The following is a 17,462-nucleotide window of genomic DNA, read 5'->3' on the forward strand; positions in this document are numbered from 1 at the left end:
GAGATTCGAGAGAATCGCGACGGATTCTGACTGTCCGCATTGCCTGCAAGCGGTTAAACGCCGCGGGTAGGTTGCGCGCTCAGTCAGGGCGTGTTGTTTGAGAACTCAATAGTGTGTTTGGTGGTTTTTGTTTGTTGTTGTTTTTGCCATGCCTTTGGCGCCCCGTGTTGGGGGTGTGGCATTTTTTTGATGTCAGTTTTTGACTGATGTTTTGGGATTGTTTCCAAATGGTTTTTGTTTGGAGAGTTTGATCCTGGCTCAGGACGAACGCTGGCGGCGTGCTTAACACATGCAAGTCGAACGGAAAGGCCCTTTCGGGGGTACTCGAGTGGCGAACGGGTGAGTAACACGTGGGTGATCTGCCCTGCACTTTGGGATAAGCCTGGGAAACTGGGTCTAATACCGAATAGGACCACGCGCTTCATGGTGTGTGGTGGAAAGCTTTTGCGGTGTGGGATGGGCCCGCGGCCTATCAGCTTGTTGGTGGGGTAATGGCCTACCAAGGCGACGACGGGTAGCCGGCCTGAGAGGGTGTCCGGCCACACTGGGACTGAGATACGGCCCAGACTCCTACGGGAGGCAGCAGTGGGGAATATTGCACAATGGGCGCAAGCCTGATGCAGCGACGCCGCGTGGGGGATGACGGCCTTCGGGTTGTAAACCTCTTTCAGTATCGGCGAAGCTCCGGGATTTTTCTTGGGGTGACGGTAGGTACAGAAGAAGCACCGGCCAACTACGTGCCAGCAGCCGCGGTAATACGTAGGGTGCGAGCGTTGTCCGGAATTACTGGGCGTAAAGAGCTCGTAGGTGGTTTGTCACGTTGTCCGTGAAAACTCACAGCTTAACTGTGGGCGTGCGGGCGATACGGGCAGACTGGAGTACTGTAGGGGAGACTGGAATTCCTGGTGTAGCGGTGGAATGCGCAGATATCAGGAGGAACACCGGTGGCGAAGGCGGGTCTCTGGGCAGTAACTGACGCTGAGGAGCGAAAGCGTGGGGAGCGAACAGGATTAGATACCCTGGTAGTCCACGCCGTAAACGGTGGGTACTAGGTGTGGGTTTCCTTCCTTTAGGGATCCGTGCCGTAGCTAACGCATTAAGTACCCCGCCTGGGGAGTACGGCCGCAAGGCTAAAACTCAAAGGAATTGACGGGGGCCCGCACAAGCGGCGGAGCATGTGGATTAATTCGATGCAACGCGAAGAACCTTACCTGGGTTTGACATGCACAGGACGCCGGTAGAGATATCGGTTCCCTTGTGGCCTGTGTGCAGGTGGTGCATGGCTGTCGTCAGCTCGTGTCGTGAGATGTTGGGTTAAGTCCCGCAACGAGCGCAACCCTTGTCTCATGTTGCCAGCACGTTATGGTGGGGACTCGTGAGAGACTGCCGGGGTCAACTCGGAGGAAGGTGGGGATGACGTCAAGTCATCATGCCCCTTATGTCCAGGGCTTCACACATGCTACAATGGCCGGTACAAAGGGCTGCGATCCCGTGAGGGTTAGCGAATCCTTTAAAGCCGGTCTCAGTTCGGATTGGGGTCTGCAACTCGACCCCATGAAGTCGGAGTCGCTAGTAATCGCAGATCAGCAACGCTGCGGTGAATACGTTCCCGGGCCTTGTACACACCGCCCGTCACGTCATGAAAGTCGGTAACACCCGAAGCCGGTGGCCTAACCCTTGTGGAGGGAGCCGTCGAAGGTGGGATCGGCGATTGGGACGAAGTCGTAACAAGGTAGCCGTACCGGAAGGTGCGGCTGGATCACCTCCTTTCTAAGGAGCACCATTTTCCCCCGTCCCCACACCATGTGGGAGTAGTGCGGTTGGGATATTTTTCGCCGGCGCCTGTAGTGGGTTGTCGGTGGTGCAGATTGTTTTTTCGAACAACAACTTCTTTGATCACCAACCGCCAGGGGCTTTGTGCTTCTGGTGGCCGGTTTTGGCTGGGCACACTGTTGGGTCCTGAGGCAACAGGCCGGTTTTCGCTCCCTTTTGTGGGGGTGGGCGTGTTGTCGCTCCATCTTGGTGGTGGGGTGTGGTGTTTGTTTTGTGGATAGTGGTTGCGAGCATCTAACAAGCGAGGCTTTGGTCTTGTTTGTTTTGCAATTTTTGTTTCTTGGTTTTTGTGATTTGTAAGTGTTTAAGGGCGCATGGTGGATGCCTTGGCATCGAGAGCCGATGAAGGACGTAGGAGGCTGCGATATGCCTCGGGGAGCTGCCAACCTAGCGTGGATCCGAGGATGTCCGAATGGGGAAACCCGGCACGAGTGATGTCGTGTCACCCTCCGGTGAATGTATAGCCGGTGGGGAGGTAACGCGGGGAAGTGAAACATCTCAGTACCCGTAGGAAGAGAAAACAAAATGTGATTCCGTGAGTAGTGGCGAGCGAAAGCGGAGGATGGCTAAACCGTATGCATGTGATACCGGGTAGGGATTGTGTGTGCGGGGTTGTGGGAGTGTCATGTCTGGGTCTACTCGCCTGGAGGACAGTGAAAAAGTGTTGTGGTTAGCGGAAGTGGCTTGGGATGGCCTGCCGTAGACGGTGAGAGCCCGGTACGTGAAAACCCGATACCTGTCTTGTGATGTTTCCCGAGTAGCAGCGGGCCCGTGGAATCTGCTGTGAATCTGCCGGGACCACCCGGTAAGCCTGAATACTACTCGATGACCGATAGCGGATTAGTACCGTGAGGGAATGGTGAAAAGTACCCCGGGAGGGGAGTGAAATAGTACCTGAAACCATGTGCCTACAATCCGTCAGAGCCCTCCTTTTGGTGGGGTGATGGCGTGCCTTTTGAAGAATGAGCCTGCGAGTCACCGGCACGTCGCGAGGTTAACCCGTGTGGGGTAGCCGCAGCGAAAGCGAGTCTGAATAGGGCGTATCCAATCCGTTGGGGTTGGTGTAGTGGCGTGTTGTGGACCCGAAGCGGAGTGATCTACCCATGGCCAGGGTGAAGCGCGGGTAAGACCGCGTGGAGGCCCGAACCCACTTAGGTTGAAGACTGAGGGGATGAGTTGTGGGTAGGGGTGAAAGGCCAATCAAACTCCGTGATAGCTGGTTCTCCCCGAAATGCATTTAGGTGCAGCGTTGCGTGTTTCTCACCGGAGGTAGAGCTACTGGATGGCCGATGGGCCCTACTAGGTTACTGACGTCAGCCAAACTCCGAATGCCGGTGAGTGTAAGCGTGGCAGTGAGACGGCGGGGGATAAGCTCCGTGCGTCGAGAGGGAAACAGCCCAGATCGCCGGCTAAGGCCCCAAAGCGTGTGCTAAGTGGAAAAGGATGTGCAGTCGCTTAGACAACCAGGAGGTTGGCTTAGAAGCAGCCACCCTTGAAAGAGTGCGTAATAGCTCACTGGTCAAGTGATTGTGCGCCGATAATGTAGCGGGGCTCAAGCACACCGCCGAAGCCGCGGCAATACGTAAGTATTGGGTAGGGGAGCGTCCTGCATCCGGTGAAGCCACAGAGTGATCTAGTGGTGGAGGGTGTGGGAGTGAGAATGCAGGCATGAGTAGCGATGAGGCAAGTGAGAACCTTGCCCGCCGAAAGACCAAGGGTTCCTGGGCCAGGCCAGTCCTCCCAGGGTGAGTCGGGACCTAAGGCGAGGCCGACAGGCGTAGTCGATGGACAACGGGTTGATATTCCCGTACCCGTGTGTGGGCGTCCCTGATGAATCCATTCTGCTAACCACCCAAATGGTGGTCGATTAATCCCTTCGGGGTGCGACGATGACCGGCTGCGTGGGACCCGGGTGGGTAGTAGTCAAGCGATGGGGTGACGCAGGAAGGTAGCCGTACCAGTCAGTGGTAATACTGGGGCAAGCCCGTAGGAAGTCAGATAGGCAAATCCGTCTGGCATATATTCCGAGAGGTGATGCATAGCCGTTTGCGGCGAATTCGGTGATCCTATGCTGCCAAGAAAAGCCTCTAGCGAGCACATACACGGCCCGTACCCCAAACCAACACAGGTGGTCAGGTAGAGAATACCAAGGCGTACGAGTGAACTATGGTTAAGGAACTCGGCAAAATACCCCCGTAACTTCGGGAGAAGGGGGACCCTCATACCGTCATGGCCTTCGCGGCCGGCAGCGGGAGGGGGTCGCAGAAACCAGTGAGAAGCGACTGTTTACTAAAAACACAGGTCCGTGCGAAGTCGCAAGACGATGTATACGGACTGACGCCTGCCCGGTGCTGGAAGGTTAAGAGGACCGGTTAACCCTTCGGGGTGAAGCTGAGAATTTAAGCCCCAGTAAACGGCGGTGGTAACTATAACCATCCTAAGGTAGCGAAATTCCTTGTCGGGTAAGTTCCGACCTGCACGAATGGCGTAACGACTTCTCAACTGTCTCAACCATAGACTCGGCGAAATTGCATTACGAGTAAAGATGCTCGTTACGCGCGGCAGGACGAAAAGACCCCGGGACCTTCACTATAGCTTGGTATTGATGTTCGATGCGGTTTGTGTAGGATAGGTGGGAGACTGTGAAACTCGCACGCCAGTGTGGGTGGAGTCGTTGTTGAAATACCACTCTGATCGTATTGGACCTCTAACTTCGAACCATGAAGCTGGTTCAGGGACAGTGCCTGGTGGGTAGTTTAACTGGGGCGGTTGCCTCCTAAAATGTAACGGAGGCGCCCAAAGGTTCCCTCAACCTGGACGGCAATCAGGTGTTGAGTGTAAGTGCACAAGGGAGCTTGACTGTAAGACTGACACGTCAAACAGGGACGAAAGTCGGGACTAGTGATCCGGCACCCCCGAGTGGAAGGGGTGTCGCTCAACGGATAAAAGGTACCCCGGGGATAACAGGCTGATCTTCCCCAAGAGTCCATATCGACGGGATGGTTTGGCACCTCGATGTCGGCTCGTCGCATCCTGGGGCTGGAGCAGGTCCCAAGGGTTGGGCTGTTCGCCCATTAAAGCGGCACGCGAGCTGGGTTTAGAACGTCGTGAGACAGTTCGGTCTCTATCCGCCGCGCGCGTCAGAATCTTGAGGAAACCTGTCCCTAGTACGAGAGGACCGGGACGGACGAACCTCTGGTATACCAGTTGTTCCACCAGGAGCACGGCTGGATGGCTACGTTCGGACAGGATAACCGCTGAAAGCATCTAAGCGGGAAACCTACTCCAAGACCAGGATTCTCACCCTTTTAGAGGGATAAGGCCCCCCGCAGACCACGGGATCGATAGACCAGACCTAGAAGCACCGCAAGGTGTGCAGGGAACTGGCACTAACCGGCCGAAAACTTACAACACAAAGAAACAAATCATGTGTTGCCCGCAACCACACCACAAAATACTTAAAGACCCACACCCCACCACCAAACACAAACGTGGTGACACCGGTGGAACCCCCAACACAAGGGGACAGGTCCACCCCGCAAGGAAAAAGAAAATAGAGTTACGGCGGAAATAGCGACAGGGAAACGCCCGGTCCCATCCCGAACCCGGAAGCTAAGCCTGTCAGCGCCGATGATACTGCCCACACGGGTGGAAAAGTAGGACACCGCCGAACACAACATTAAGACCTGTGCCCCCCAAGAAATTGGGGGGCACAGGCATTTCCCACATGTCCCATGTTCTGCGCGAACAGATCGCGCAAATGCGACCGTGTCAAGAGGTCGGCGATCCCCGCCGTATCCTTTTCGGTAGCACTGTTACGACCGAAGGGCACGAAGTGGCCGAACACGGCAATGGCGGCGACGGGCCGCGGGGCGGCAGGGGCGCCGGCGACGCCGGGCGACGAGGCCGGCCCGGGCAATCCGGTGGTCGGCCCGGGCAGTCCGGCGGCAGGCCCGGGCAATCCGGCGGTCGCCCCGGGCAGTCCGGTGGTGGTTCGTTCCGGGGATCCGGCGATCAGCGCCGGGCATCGGGCGGCTCTGGACCCGAGCGCGATCGTCGTCCCCAGCAGCGTCGCGACCACGACGGTAGTCCCCGTCCCTCGTGGGACCGCGACGGGAGCCCGCGACCCCAGCGGGACAACGACCGCACGTCGAGGCCTCCGCGGGACTTCGACCGGACGTCGCGGCCTGCGCGGGACAACGACCGGACGTCGCGACCGCAGCGCGACTTCGATCGCACGTCGCGACCGCAGCGCGACTTCGATCGCACGTCGCGGCCCCCGCGACCTTCCGGCGAGGACACCAACGCGCGCTACGACGACCCGCCGCTGCCCGAGGGGATCGAGCCCAAGCAGCTGGCTCCCGAAGTGCGCCGCGAACTGAGCACGCTCAACCGGGCCACCGCGGATTCGGTGGCCTGCCACCTGGTCGCGGCCGGGATGCTCCTCGACGACGACCCCGAGACCGCACTGCTGCACGCCAAGGCGGCCCGCTCGCGCTCGACGCGGATCACCGCGGTCCGCGAAGCGGTCGGGATCGCTGCCTATCAGTGCGGCGATTGGTCGCAGGCGCTGGGCGAGCTGCGGGCGGCCCGCCGAATGGGCAGTAAATCCGCGCTGCTGCCGTTGATCGCCGACTGCGAGCGCGGCCTGGGTCGCCCCCAGCGGGCGATCGAGTTGGCCACCGGTCCGGAAGCAGAACAACTCGAGGGCGACGAGGCCGACGAGATGCGCATCGTCGCCGCCGGTGCTCGTGCCGACCTGGGCCAGCTGGAGCAGGCGCTGACGGTGCTGTCGTCGGCGCCGTCGGATCCCGGCCGGACCGGCTCGACAGTGGCGCGGCTGCACTACGCGCACGCCGAAACGCTGGTGGCCCTGGGCCGCGAGGGCGAGGCGCTGGAGTGGTACCTGCGGGCCGCGGCGGCCGACACCGAGGGCGTCACCGACGTCGAGGAACGCATCGCGGAACTCGGTGGCGGCGCTTCGCTGGCCGAGGAGTACGACTGCCTGCTGCTGGATCTCGACGGCACGGTGTTCCGCGGGGGCGAACCCACGGTCGGCGCTGTCGAGACGTTGGCCGAACTGCAGAGCCGGGCGCTGTTCATCACCAACAATTCCTCGCGCGGAGCGGCCGAGGTCGCGGGACATCTGAACCAGCTGGGCTTCACCGCCACAGCCGAGGACGTCGCCACCAGCGGCCAGATCGCGGCAGGCCTACTGGCCGGCCAACTACCCGCCGGCGCGAAGGTCCTGGTGCTGGGTGCTGAGTCACTGGCCGCCGAGATCACCGCCGTCGGTTTGGAAGCGGTGCGGCTGGCTACCGACGAGCCGGCCGCGGTGATTCAGGGCCTGTCCACCGAGCTCGGCTGGGCCGACCTGGCCGAGGCGGCGCTGGCGATCCGTGCCGGGGCGCTGTGGATGACCACCAACGTCGACAAGACGCTGCCGTCGGAGCGCGGTCTGTTGCCCGGCAACGGGTCGATGGTGGCCGCGCTGCGGGCCGCGACCGACGCCGAACCGCAGGTGGCCGGCAAACCGGGTCCGGCGCTGCTGACCGCCGCACTGGCCCGCGGGGAGTACTACGCCCCGCTGGTGGTCGGCGACCGGCTCGACACCGACATCGCCGCGGCCAACGCCGCCGCGCTGCCCAGCCTGATGGTACTGACCGGAGTGAGCTCCGCCCGCGACGCGGTCGGTGCGAACGCCGAGCATCGTCCGACCTACCTCGGGCATGACCTGCGGGCGCTGAACATCGGCGCCGACCGGCTGGCGATCGGCGCCCAGCCGCACTGGGACGTCACGGTGGACGGCACCACCGTCACCGTCGCCGCCGGGCAACCCGAGGAAGACGGTGATGGCCTGTCGGTGGTTCGGGCGCTGGCGTCCGCGGTCTGGGACACCGAGCTGGCGGGGCGCCCCTTCACCGTCGCGGCCGCCGACGAGACCGCGGATGCGGCGTTGCAACAGTGGTCCCTGCTCGGCACGTGGCCCTGAGGGCCCCAACTGGCCCCAACTGGCATCGACTAGCGTGAGTGGCACCCATGAACAGTGAGATCGAGGACGTTCGAGCACGCATCGCGGCAGTGCTGGCCGAGTTGCCCGGGGAGACCGAGCTGGCCGACCTGCCGGCCCACAGCGACCTCAATGCGTTGGCGCAGCGGCTCGAAGAAGCCCACCAGGTATTGGTGCGGGCGCTGGAGTCGGTAGAGAAGGGCTGAGTCAGGCATGTCGCGGCGCGCTCGCGTCGACGCCGAACTGGTCCGGCGCGGATTGGCGCGGTCTCGTCAGCAGGCCGCCGAATTGATCGAGGCCGGCAAGGTCACCATCGACGGCATCCCGGCGGTCAAGCCCGCCACCGCCGTGGCCCTCACCGCGGCGCTGGCCGTGATCGACGACGGCGAACGCACCTGGGTATCGCGCGGGGCGCACAAGCTGATCGGCGCACTGGACACCTTCGGCATCGCCGTGGCCGAGCGGCAGTGCCTGGACGCCGGGGCCTCGACAGGCGGATTCACCGAAGTACTGCTGGACCGCGATGCGGCCCGGGTGGTCGCCGTGGACGTCGGCTACGGGCAGTTGGCCTGGTCGCTGCGCACCGACCCGCGGGTGGTGGTCATCGAACGCACCAACGTCCGCGGACTGACGGTCGACGCGATCGGCGGGCCCGCGGAGCTGATCGTGGCGGACCTGTCGTTCATCTCGCTGGCTACGGTGTTGCCCGCGCTGGCTGGCTGCGCGTCACCGGACGCCGATATCGTTCCGATGGTGAAGCCGCAGTTCGAGGTCGGACGACAACAGGTGGGTTCGGGCGGTGTGGTGTCCGACCCGGTCCTGCGCGCCGACGCGGTCTTGTCGGTGGCGCATCGCGCCGAAGAACTGGGGTGGGGCACCGTCGCCGTCACCGCCAGCCCATTGCCGGGACCGTCCGGCAACGTCGAATACTTTCTGCATCTGCGCGCCGCCGCCGCGCCACTGACCGGTGACGCGTTGCACGCGGCCGTGCAGGATGCCGTCGCGAGGGGTCCGCAATGACCGATGGAGATCGTCAACGCACCGTGCTGCTGGTGGTGCACAGCGGTCGAGAAGAGGCGACCGACACCGCCCGCCGCGTCGAGAAGGTGCTCGACGAGCACGGCATCGCGTTGCGGGTGCTGACCGCCGAAGCCGTCGACAAGGGCGCGCTGCACGCGGGCTCGGACGACGGTCGCGAAGTCGGTGTCGCGATCGACCTGGTGGACCCGGACAACGGGGCGGCCGAAGGCTGCGAACTGGTCCTGGTGCTCGGCGGTGACGGGACCTTCCTGCGCGCCGCGGAACTGGCTCGCAGCGCCGACATCCCGGTATTGGGCGTCAACCTGGGCCGGATCGGGTTTCTGGCGGAGGCCGAAGCCGACACCATCGACCAGGTCCTGGACAAGATCATCGCCCGCGACTACCGGGTGGAAGACCGGATGACGCTCGACGTCGCGGTGCGCGCCGACGGGGAGATCATCGACAGCGGCTGGGCGCTCAACGAGGCCAGCATGGAGAAGGGCCCGCGGCTGGGCGTCCTGGGCGTCGTCGTCGAGGTGGACGGCAGGCCGGTGTCGACGTTCGGCTGCGACGGGGTGCTGGTGTCGACCCCGACCGGATCCACCGCCTACGCCTTCTCCGCCGGGGGGCCGGTGCTCTGGCCCGACCTGGACGCCATCCTGGTGGTGCCCAACAACGCTCACGCGCTGTTCGCCCGGCCCATGGTCACCAGCCCCGAATCGATCATCGCGATCGAAGTCGAAGGCGACGGCCACAATGCGCTGGTGTTCTGCGACGGCCGCCGCAAGATGCTGGTGCCCGCCGGCGGGCGCCTGGAAGTGCACCGCGGCATCACCCCGGTGAAGTGGGCCCGGCTGGGCCGCTCGCCGTTCACCGACCGATTGGTGCGCAAATTCCGGTTGCCCGTAACCGGCTGGCGCGGACAGTAGGAGTGCGCCACCGGTGCTGACCGAGATCCGTATTGAGTCGCTGGGCGCCATCAGCGCAGCCACCGCCGAATTCGACCGCGGACTGACCGTGCTGACCGGGGAGACCGGCACCGGCAAGACGATGGTCGTCACGGGCCTGCATCTGCTCGGCGGAGCTCGTGCGGACGCCAACCGGGTGCGTTCCGGGGCCGCCCGCGCCGTGGTGGAGGGCAGGTTCTGCACCGCCGACCTGGCGCAGGCCGCGGCCGGGCAGATCGATGAACTGCTGGAGGCCGCCGGGGCGGAGCGTGACGAGGACGGCACGGTGATCGCGGCCCGTTCGGTCAGCCGCGACGGCCCCTCTCGGGCCTACCTGGGTGGCCGCGGGGTGCCCGCCAAATCGCTGACCGGTTTCACCGGCAGCCTGTTGACGCTGCACGGCCAGAACGACCAGCTGCGGTTGATGCGCTCGGACGAACAGCGTGCGGCGCTGGATCGCTACGCCGCGGTCGGTGCCCGGCTGGAGCGCTACCGCGCCGCGCGTGAGGCCTGGCAGTCCGCGCGACGCGAGCTAGTCGAACGCCGCGACCGTGCCCGGGAACTGGCGCAGGAAGCCGACCGGCTCACCTTCGCGTTGCGGGAGATCGACGCCGTCGATCCCCGCGCCGGCGAAGACGACGCGCTGACCGCCGACATCCGGCGGCTCTCCGAACTCGACGCACTGCGCGCCGCGGCCGACGGCGCGCGGGCGGCCCTGGCCGGCGGCGACGACGCACTGGACGCGGCGGACGGGCCGAGCTCGGCAACCGATCGGCTGGGGCAGGCCAAGACGGCGTTGAGCGCCACCGACGACACCGTCCTGCAGGCGCTGGGCGATCAGCTCGGTGAGGCGCTCACCGTGGTGGGCGATGTGGCCCGCGAACTCGGCAGCTTCCTCGAGGAACTGCCCACCGGCGCCGATGCGCTCGATGCCAAGCTGGCCCGCCAGGCCGAGCTGCGCAGCCTGACCCGCAAGTACGCCGCCGACATCGACGGGGTGCTGGCCTGGGCGGCGCAATCGCGGGAACGCCTGACCCAACTCGACGTGTCCGAGGAAGCGCTCGCCGAGTTGGCTCGCCGTGTCGATGAGTTGGGCGCGCAGGTGGCCAAGACCGCCACCGAGCTCAGTGCCGCGCGCACCAAGGCGGCCGGTGGACTGGCCAAGGCCGTCAGCGCCGAGCTGTCCGGGCTGGCGATGGCCGATGCCGAGTTCAGCATCGGGGTCAGCACCAGTCCCGCGGCCGCGGAGGACCCGGCCGCCTTGCGGTTGCCGTCGGGACAGACCGTGCACGCCGGCGCCGACGGCATCGACGATGTCGAGTTCGGACTGGCTCCGCATCGCGGCATGACGGTGCTGCCACTGGCCAAGAGTGCCTCCGGTGGGGAACTGTCCCGGGTGATGCTGGCCCTGGAGGTGGTGCTGGCCACCTCGTCGTCGTCCGCGGCGGCGCGGAACTCGGCCGGCACCACGATGGTGTTCGACGAGGTCGACGCCGGAGTGGGCGGACGGGCCGCGGTGCAGATCGGGCGGCGGCTGGCCCGCTTGGCCCGCACCCACCAGGTCATCGTGGTGACACACCTGCCGCAGGTCGCGGCCTACGCCGACGTGCACCTGATGGTCGAGCCCACCGGGGGTCAGGGCGCCAGCGGGGTGCGGCGGCTGGCGGACGATGACCGGGTCGGCGAGCTGGCCCGGATGCTGGCCGGACTGGGGGAGACCGACACCGCCCGGGCCCATGCCCGCGAGCTGCTGGACGCCGCGCAAGAGGATCGGGGCGCGTCCGCGTAGCGGCCCGCCGCATCGAGCTCGCTTGTGACTCATGTGACGTAATGGAACTTCTGGGGCTGGTGTTACGGCGCGCCTCCCGTGATTCTTGCGACTTCCCGGCCAGAATCGCGCCCATGAAGATGTCTGCGCTGCTGTCTCGTAACACCGCCCGGCCTGGTCTCGTCGGTACGGCTCGGGTCGACCACGACATCGACCGGCTGCTGCGCAGGGTGGGACCCGGCGACATCGTGGTCCTCGACATTCTCGATCTGGACCGGATCACCGCCGATGCACTGGTGGAGGCCCAGATCGCCGGTGTGGTCAACGCCTCGGCCTCGATCTCCGGGCGCTACCCGAACCTGGGGCCGGAAGTGCTGGTCGCCAACGGCGTCACGCTGATCGACGAAGCGGGACCCACGGTCTTCAAGAAGATCCGTGACGGCGCCAAGATCCGCCTCTACAACGGCGCCGTCTACTCCGGCGACCGCCGGCTGGCCCGCGGCGTCGAACGCAGCGACGTCGAGATCGCCGACATGATGATGGAGGCCAAGACCGGGCTGGTGGCCCACCTGGAGTCCTTCGCCGGCAACACCATCGAGTTCATCCGCAGCGAGAGCCCGCTGCTGATCGACGGGATCGGGATCCCCGAGATCGACGTCGACCTGCGACGTCGCCACGTGGTGCTGGTCGGTGACGAAGCCACCGCCACCGACGACCTGAAGTGCCTCAAGCCGTTCATCAAGGAGTACCAGCCGGTGCTGATCGGCATCGGTGCCGGAGCCGACGTGCTGCGCAAGGCCGGCTACCGCCCGCAGCTGATCGTCGGCGATCCCGACCAGATGAGCGCCGAGGTGCTGCGGTGCGGATCGCAGGTCGTGCTGCCCGCCGACGCCGACGGCCACGCGCCCGGCCTGGAGCGCATCCAGGACCTGGGTGTCGGTGCCATGACCTTCCCCGCCGCCGGCTCGGCGATGGACCTGGCGCTGCTGCTGGCCGACCACCACGGTGCGGCGCTGCTGGTGACGGCCGGACACACCTCCAACATCGAGACGTTCTTCGACCGGACCCGTCAGCTGACCAACCCGTCGATGTTCATGACTCGGCTCAAGGTCGGCGAGAAGCTGGTGGACGCCCGCGCGGTCGCCACGCTCTACCGGAACCGGATTTCGGCCGGCGCGATCGCGCTGCTGGTGCTGACCATGCTGATGGCGATCACGGTCGCGCTGTGGGTCTCGCGGACCGATGCCGTGGTGCTCGAGTGGCTCGGCAACTACTGGCAGCACCTGTCGCAGTGGTTGCGGCACTGGGTGACCTAAACGGGATCGACGTACAAGGATCGGGGTCAGCACCGCCATGATCACCCCTCGCTACCACGCGATGTCGCTGACGGCAGTGCTGCTGGCACTGGTGTTCGGCGTCGTGCTGGGTTCTGGGCTGTTGTCGGGCCCGTTGATGGCCGGCCTGCAGTCCGACAAGCAGGACCTGCGGGATCAGATCGACGCGCTGCACGAACAGCACAACGCGCTGAACGAGCGGCTGCGCAACGCCAACGATTTCGACGCCCAGATGGCGCCCCGGATGGTGCACGACGCGCTGAACGGGAAATCCACCGTGATCTTCCGGACTCCCGATGCCGCCGACGGCGACGTCGAGGCGGTCTCGAAGATCATCGGGCAGGCCGGCGGAACCGTCACCGGAACGGTGACATTGACGGCCCAGTTCGTCGAGGGCAACGCCGAAGAGAAGCTGCGTGCCGTGCTGGAATCCGGGATCGTGCCGGCCGGTGCCCAACTGAGCACCAGCCTCGTCGACCAGGACGCCCAAACCGGCGACCTGCTCGGGATCGCGCTGCTGATCAACCGCAATCCGACGATCGTGCCCGCCGACGACCCCGCGCGTGACACCGTGCTGGCCGCGCTGCGCGACACCGGCTTCGTCACCTATCACCAGGAGCGCTTCCCGGCCGCTAACGCCGCCGTGGTGCTCACCGGCGGAGCGCTGCCCGAAGACGCCGGCACCAGTGGGCTGAGCGTGGCCCGGTTCGCCGCGGCACTGGCCCCACACGGCTCGGCGACGGTGCTGGCCGGCCGGGACGGATCGGCGTCGGGCACCGCGGCGGTGGCCATGGCCCGCACCGATTCCGCGGTGGCCGCAGCGATCAGCACCGTCGACGACGTGGACCTCGAGTCCGGCCGGATCACCACCGTCATGGCGGTGAGCAGTCTGATCGGCGGCGGCCAGCCGGGGCAGTACGGCATCGGCCACGGCGCCGGGTCGGTCACGCTGGCGCACTAGCCGGACTTACCACAGCCCCGCCCGGGCCCGGGTGGGCGTGTCTGGAGCCGAGACGCCGCGTCGATGTTAGGGTGAGATTCCGTGGGTCGGCAGGCCCTCAAGTTCCTGCGCCGTCGTCACGGAGGTTGGTGTTGCCACCACTGCGAAAGCATCCGCAAACCGAGCCGAAGCATCTCTTCGTCACGGGTGGAGTTGCGTCCTCGCTGGGTAAGGGTTTGACCGCAAGTAGCCTGGGACAGTTGCTGATATCCCGGGGTCTGCAGGTCACCATGCAGAAGCTGGACCCGTATCTCAACGTCGACCCCGGGACGATGAATCCGTTCCAGCACGGTGAGGTGTTCGTCACCGAGGACGGTGCCGAGACCGACCTCGACGTCGGCCACTACGAGCGATTCCTGGACCGCGACCTGTCCGGTTCGGCGAATGTGACCACCGGCCAGGTGTATTCGACGGTCATCGCCAAGGAACGCCGCGGCGAATACCTCGGCGACACCGTGCAGGTGATCCCGCACATCACCGACGAGATCAAGCGGCGCATCCTGGCCATGTCGGAGCCGGACGCCGACGGTGTGCGCCCCGACGTGGTGATCACCGAGATCGGCGGCACCGTTGGCGACATCGAGTCGCAGCCGTTCCTGGAAGCCGCCCGGCAGGTCCGCCACGACGTGGGCCGCGACAACGTGTTCTTCCTGCACGTCTCGCTGGTGCCGTACCTGGCCCCGTCCGGCGAGCTCAAGACCAAGCCCACCCAGCACTCGGTGGCGGCGCTGCGCAGCATCGGCATCACCCCCGACGCGCTGATCCTGCGTTGCGACCGCGATGTGCCCGACGCGCTGAAGAACAAGATCGCGCTGATGTGCGACGTCGACGTCGACGGGGTGATCTCCACCCCGGACGCGCCCTCGATCTACGACATCCCCAAGGTGCTGCACCGCGAGGAGTTGGACGCCTACGTGGTGCGCCGCCTCAACCTGCCGTTCAAGGACGTCGACTGGACCGAGTGGGACGAGCTGCTGCGCCGGGTCCACGAGCCCCACGAGACCGTGCGAATTGCACTGGTGGGCAAGTACATCGACCTGTCGGACGCCTACCTGTCGGTGACCGAGGCGCTGCGGGCCGGCGGCTTCACCCACTACGCGAAGGTCGAGATCCACTGGGTGGCCTCCGATGCGTGCGAGACGCCGGCCGGCGCCGCCGCCGCGTTGGGGGAGATGCATGGCGTGCTGATCCCCGGTGGGTTCGGCATCCGCGGCATTGAGGGCAAGATCGGGGCCATCGCCTACGCCCGCACCCACGCGCTGCCCGTGCTGGGACTGTGCCTGGGTCTGCAGTGCATCGTGATCGACGCGGCCCGCGTCGCGGGGATCACGCAGGCCAGCTCGGCGGAGTTCGACCCGGACACCCCGGACCCGGTCATCGCGACCATGGCCGACCAGCAGGAAGCGGTCGCCGGAACGGCCGACCTCGGCGGCACCATGCGCCTCGGCGCCTACCCCGCCGTACTGGAAGCGGATTCGATTGTGGCCGAGGCCTATCAGGCCACCGAGGTCTCCGAACGGCACCGGCATCGCTTCGAGGTCAACAACGCCTACCGCGACCGGATCGCCGAGAGCGGGCTGCGGTTCTCCGGCACCTCCCCGGACGGCAAGCTGGTGGAGTTCGTCGAGTACCCCCGCGAGGTGCACCCGTTCCTGGTGGGCACCCAGGCGCACCCGGAACTCAAGAGCAGGCCCACCCGGGCGCATCCGTTGTTCGCCGCGTTCGTCGGCGCGGCGATGGACTACAAGGCCGCCGAGCGGCTGCCGGTCGAGATCCCCGAGCACGCCCACGAACCCCACGGCGCTGAGCACGAAGACGCCCAGAACGGAGCCGAGGGGCGCGGCGGAAGCGCCCAGCCGTTGACCGACTCACTGCAAGAAGCGCTGCCGGAACACGTCACCCGTGGCTGACCACGTCTTCGAGACCACGTCGTCGCAACTGCTGCACAGCGGCAAGATCTTTGCGTTGCGCCGTGACGAGGTCTTGATGCCGGGCGGCGCGACGGCCACCCGGGACGTGGTGGAGCACTTCGGGGCGGTCGCGGTGGTCGCGCTGGATGCCGAGGGCAGGATCCCGCTGATCTACCAGTACCGCCATGCGCTGGGCCGGCGGCTGTGGGAATTGCCCGCCGGCCTGCTCGATGTCGGGGGCGAGCCGGCGCAGCTGACCGCCGGTCGCGAGCTGGTCGAGGAGGCCGGTCTGACCGCGACCACCTGGCAGGTGCTGGTAGACCTGGACTCCACCCCGGGCTTTTCCGACGAGTCGGTGCGGGTGTATCTGGCCACCGGCCTGACCGAGGTGGACCGCCCGGAGGCTCACGACGAAGAGGCCGATCTGAGGCTGCAGTGGTATTCGCTCGCCGAGGCGGCCCGCATGGTGTTTACCGGCGAGATAGTCAATGCCATTGCGGTGGCGGGCATCCTGGCCGCCCACGTACACAGTCAGGGCTTCGCCGAGCTGCGTGACACCGGCGCCGAGTGGGTCGATCGACCGAAGGCGTTCGCGGCAAGGCAGAACCGGCCATGACCGCGGCGGCCCAGCCGGTGGGCCCGCTGGGCGGGCAGTTGCAGGGGTATCTGGACCACCTGACCATCGAGCGCGGGGTCGCAGCCAACACGTTGAGTTCGTATCGGCGTGACCTGCGCCGCTACCGCGAGCACCTGCTGGCCCGCGGGATAGAGGACCTGGCCGGAGTGGCCGAAGGCGACGTGACCGAGTTTCTGGTGGCGCTGCGTCGCGGCGACCCGGACAACGGGGTGCCCGCCCTGTCGGCGGTCTCGGCGGGGCGCGCGCTGATCGCGGTGCGCGGCCTGCACCGGTTCGCCGCCGCGGAGGGACTGGTGGCGGCCGACGTGGCGCGTTCGGTCAAGCCGCCGACGCCGGGGCGGCGCCTGCCCAAGAGCCTGACCGTCGACGAGGTGGCGGCGCTGCTGGCCGGCGCCGGCGGCGACAGCGCCTCGGACGGGCCGTTGACGCTGCGCAATCGCGCGCTGCTGGAGATGTTGTACTCCACCGGATCTCGAATCTCCGAGGCGGTGGGAATGGACATCGACGATATCGATGTTCAAGACCGGTCGGTGCTGTTACACGGCAAGGGCGGCAAGCAGCGATTGGTGCCGGTCGGTCGGCCGGCGGTCGCGGCACTGGACGCCTACCTGGTGCGGGGCCGCCCCGAATTGGCCGGCCGCGGCCGCGGTACCGCGGCGGTGTTTCTCAACGCCCGGGGCGGGCGGCTGTCGCGCCAAAGCGCCTGGCAGGTGCTGCAGGACGCCGCCGAGCGGGCCGGGATCACCGCGAAGGTGTCACCGCACACGCTGCGGCACTCGTTCGCGACCCATCTGCTCGACGGCGGCGCCGACGTGCGGGTGGTGCAAGAGCTGCTCGGCCACGCCTCGGTGACCACCACCCAGATCTACACCCTGGTGACCGTCAACGCGCTGCGCGAGGTGTGGGCCGGAGCCCACCCCCGCGCCCGGTGATATTTCGCGCGAGTGTGCGTGTCTGTACGCCGACACGCCGTAATAACTGTCGGTCTGTGCACGCTCGCGCC

The 17,462-nt window shown here is 65.8% G+C and carries 10 protein-coding genes, 3 rRNA genes and 1 pseudogene; all 14 read left to right on the forward strand.

Annotated features, from left to right (window positions below; translation table 11 throughout):
• Positions 1-235 precede the first annotated feature (235 nt).
• Positions 236-1,770 (forward strand): 16S ribosomal RNA (locus ACKY0W_RS09845).
• A 357-nt stretch (positions 1,771-2,127) separates the two neighbouring features.
• A 23S ribosomal RNA gene (locus ACKY0W_RS09850) occupies positions 2,128-5,246 on the forward strand.
• A 147-nt stretch (positions 5,247-5,393) separates the two neighbouring features.
• A 5S ribosomal RNA gene (rrf, locus tag ACKY0W_RS09855) occupies positions 5,394-5,506 on the forward strand.
• Together the 16S, 23S and 5S rRNA genes form the textbook arrangement of a ribosomal RNA operon.
• A gap of 591 nt (positions 5,507-6,097) precedes the next feature.
• Positions 6,098-6,805 (forward strand): annotated as a pseudogene (locus ACKY0W_RS09860) (tetratricopeptide repeat protein); the annotation flags it as partial.
• A 36-nt stretch (positions 6,806-6,841) separates the two neighbouring features.
• A complete protein-coding gene (locus ACKY0W_RS09865) occupies positions 6,842-7,825 on the forward strand; it encodes an HAD-IIA family hydrolase (protein ID WP_409437713.1) in 984 nt (327 codons plus the stop codon).
• 38 nt (positions 7,826-7,863) lie between these two features.
• Positions 7,864-8,049 carry a hypothetical protein gene (locus tag ACKY0W_RS09870; RefSeq protein ID WP_409437927.1) on the forward strand — a complete coding sequence of 62 codons (186 nt, stop codon included), beginning with the start codon at positions 7,864-7,866 and terminating at the stop codon, positions 8,047-8,049.
• A gap of 7 nt (positions 8,050-8,056) precedes the next feature.
• Positions 8,057-8,863 (forward strand): TlyA family RNA methyltransferase, encoded by an 807-nt coding sequence (locus ACKY0W_RS09875; protein ID WP_409437395.1) that lies wholly within the window; start codon positions 8,057-8,059, stop codon positions 8,861-8,863.
• Entirely contained in the window at positions 8,860-9,792 is a 933-nt protein-coding gene (locus ACKY0W_RS09880; RefSeq protein ID WP_409437396.1) for an NAD kinase, read from the forward strand. The genes ACKY0W_RS09875 and ACKY0W_RS09880 overlap by 4 nt, the downstream gene beginning before the upstream one ends.
• 13 nt (positions 9,793-9,805) lie before the next feature.
• Positions 9,806-11,599, forward strand: a complete 1,794-nt coding sequence (gene recN / locus ACKY0W_RS09885) for a DNA repair protein RecN (RefSeq protein WP_409437397.1) — start codon at positions 9,806-9,808, stop codon at positions 11,597-11,599.
• 113 nt (positions 11,600-11,712) lie between these two features.
• On the forward strand, positions 11,713-12,894 hold the full coding sequence (steA, locus tag ACKY0W_RS09890; RefSeq protein WP_406781597.1) for a putative cytokinetic ring protein SteA: 1,182 nt from the start codon (positions 11,713-11,715) through the stop codon (positions 12,892-12,894).
• Positions 12,895-12,931: 37 nt separating this feature from the next.
• Complete coding sequence (locus tag ACKY0W_RS09895) at positions 12,932-13,873, forward strand: copper transporter (protein ID WP_409437398.1); 942 nt, start codon at positions 12,932-12,934, stop codon at positions 13,871-13,873.
• Between the two features lie 140 nt (positions 13,874-14,013).
• Positions 14,014-15,822: a CTP synthase gene (locus ACKY0W_RS09900; RefSeq protein WP_406757282.1), complete on the forward strand. Its 1,809-nt coding sequence runs from the start codon at positions 14,014-14,016 to the stop codon at positions 15,820-15,822.
• Entirely contained in the window at positions 15,815-16,438 is a 624-nt protein-coding gene (locus ACKY0W_RS09905; protein ID WP_409437399.1) for an NUDIX domain-containing protein, read from the forward strand. The genes ACKY0W_RS09900 and ACKY0W_RS09905 overlap by 8 nt, the downstream gene beginning before the upstream one ends.
• The gene (gene xerD / locus ACKY0W_RS09910; protein ID WP_409437400.1) at positions 16,435-17,391 is read left to right on the forward strand and encodes a site-specific tyrosine recombinase XerD; all 957 of its coding nucleotides are present in this window, start codon (positions 16,435-16,437) and stop codon (positions 17,389-17,391) included. Before ACKY0W_RS09905 ends, xerD begins: the two co-directional genes overlap by 4 nt.
• The last annotated feature ends 71 nt before the right edge of the window (positions 17,392-17,462 follow it).

It is taken from the genome of Mycobacterium sp. SMC-14, assembly GCF_046250075.1.
Lineage (GTDB): Bacteria > Actinomycetota > Actinomycetes > Mycobacteriales > Mycobacteriaceae > Mycobacterium.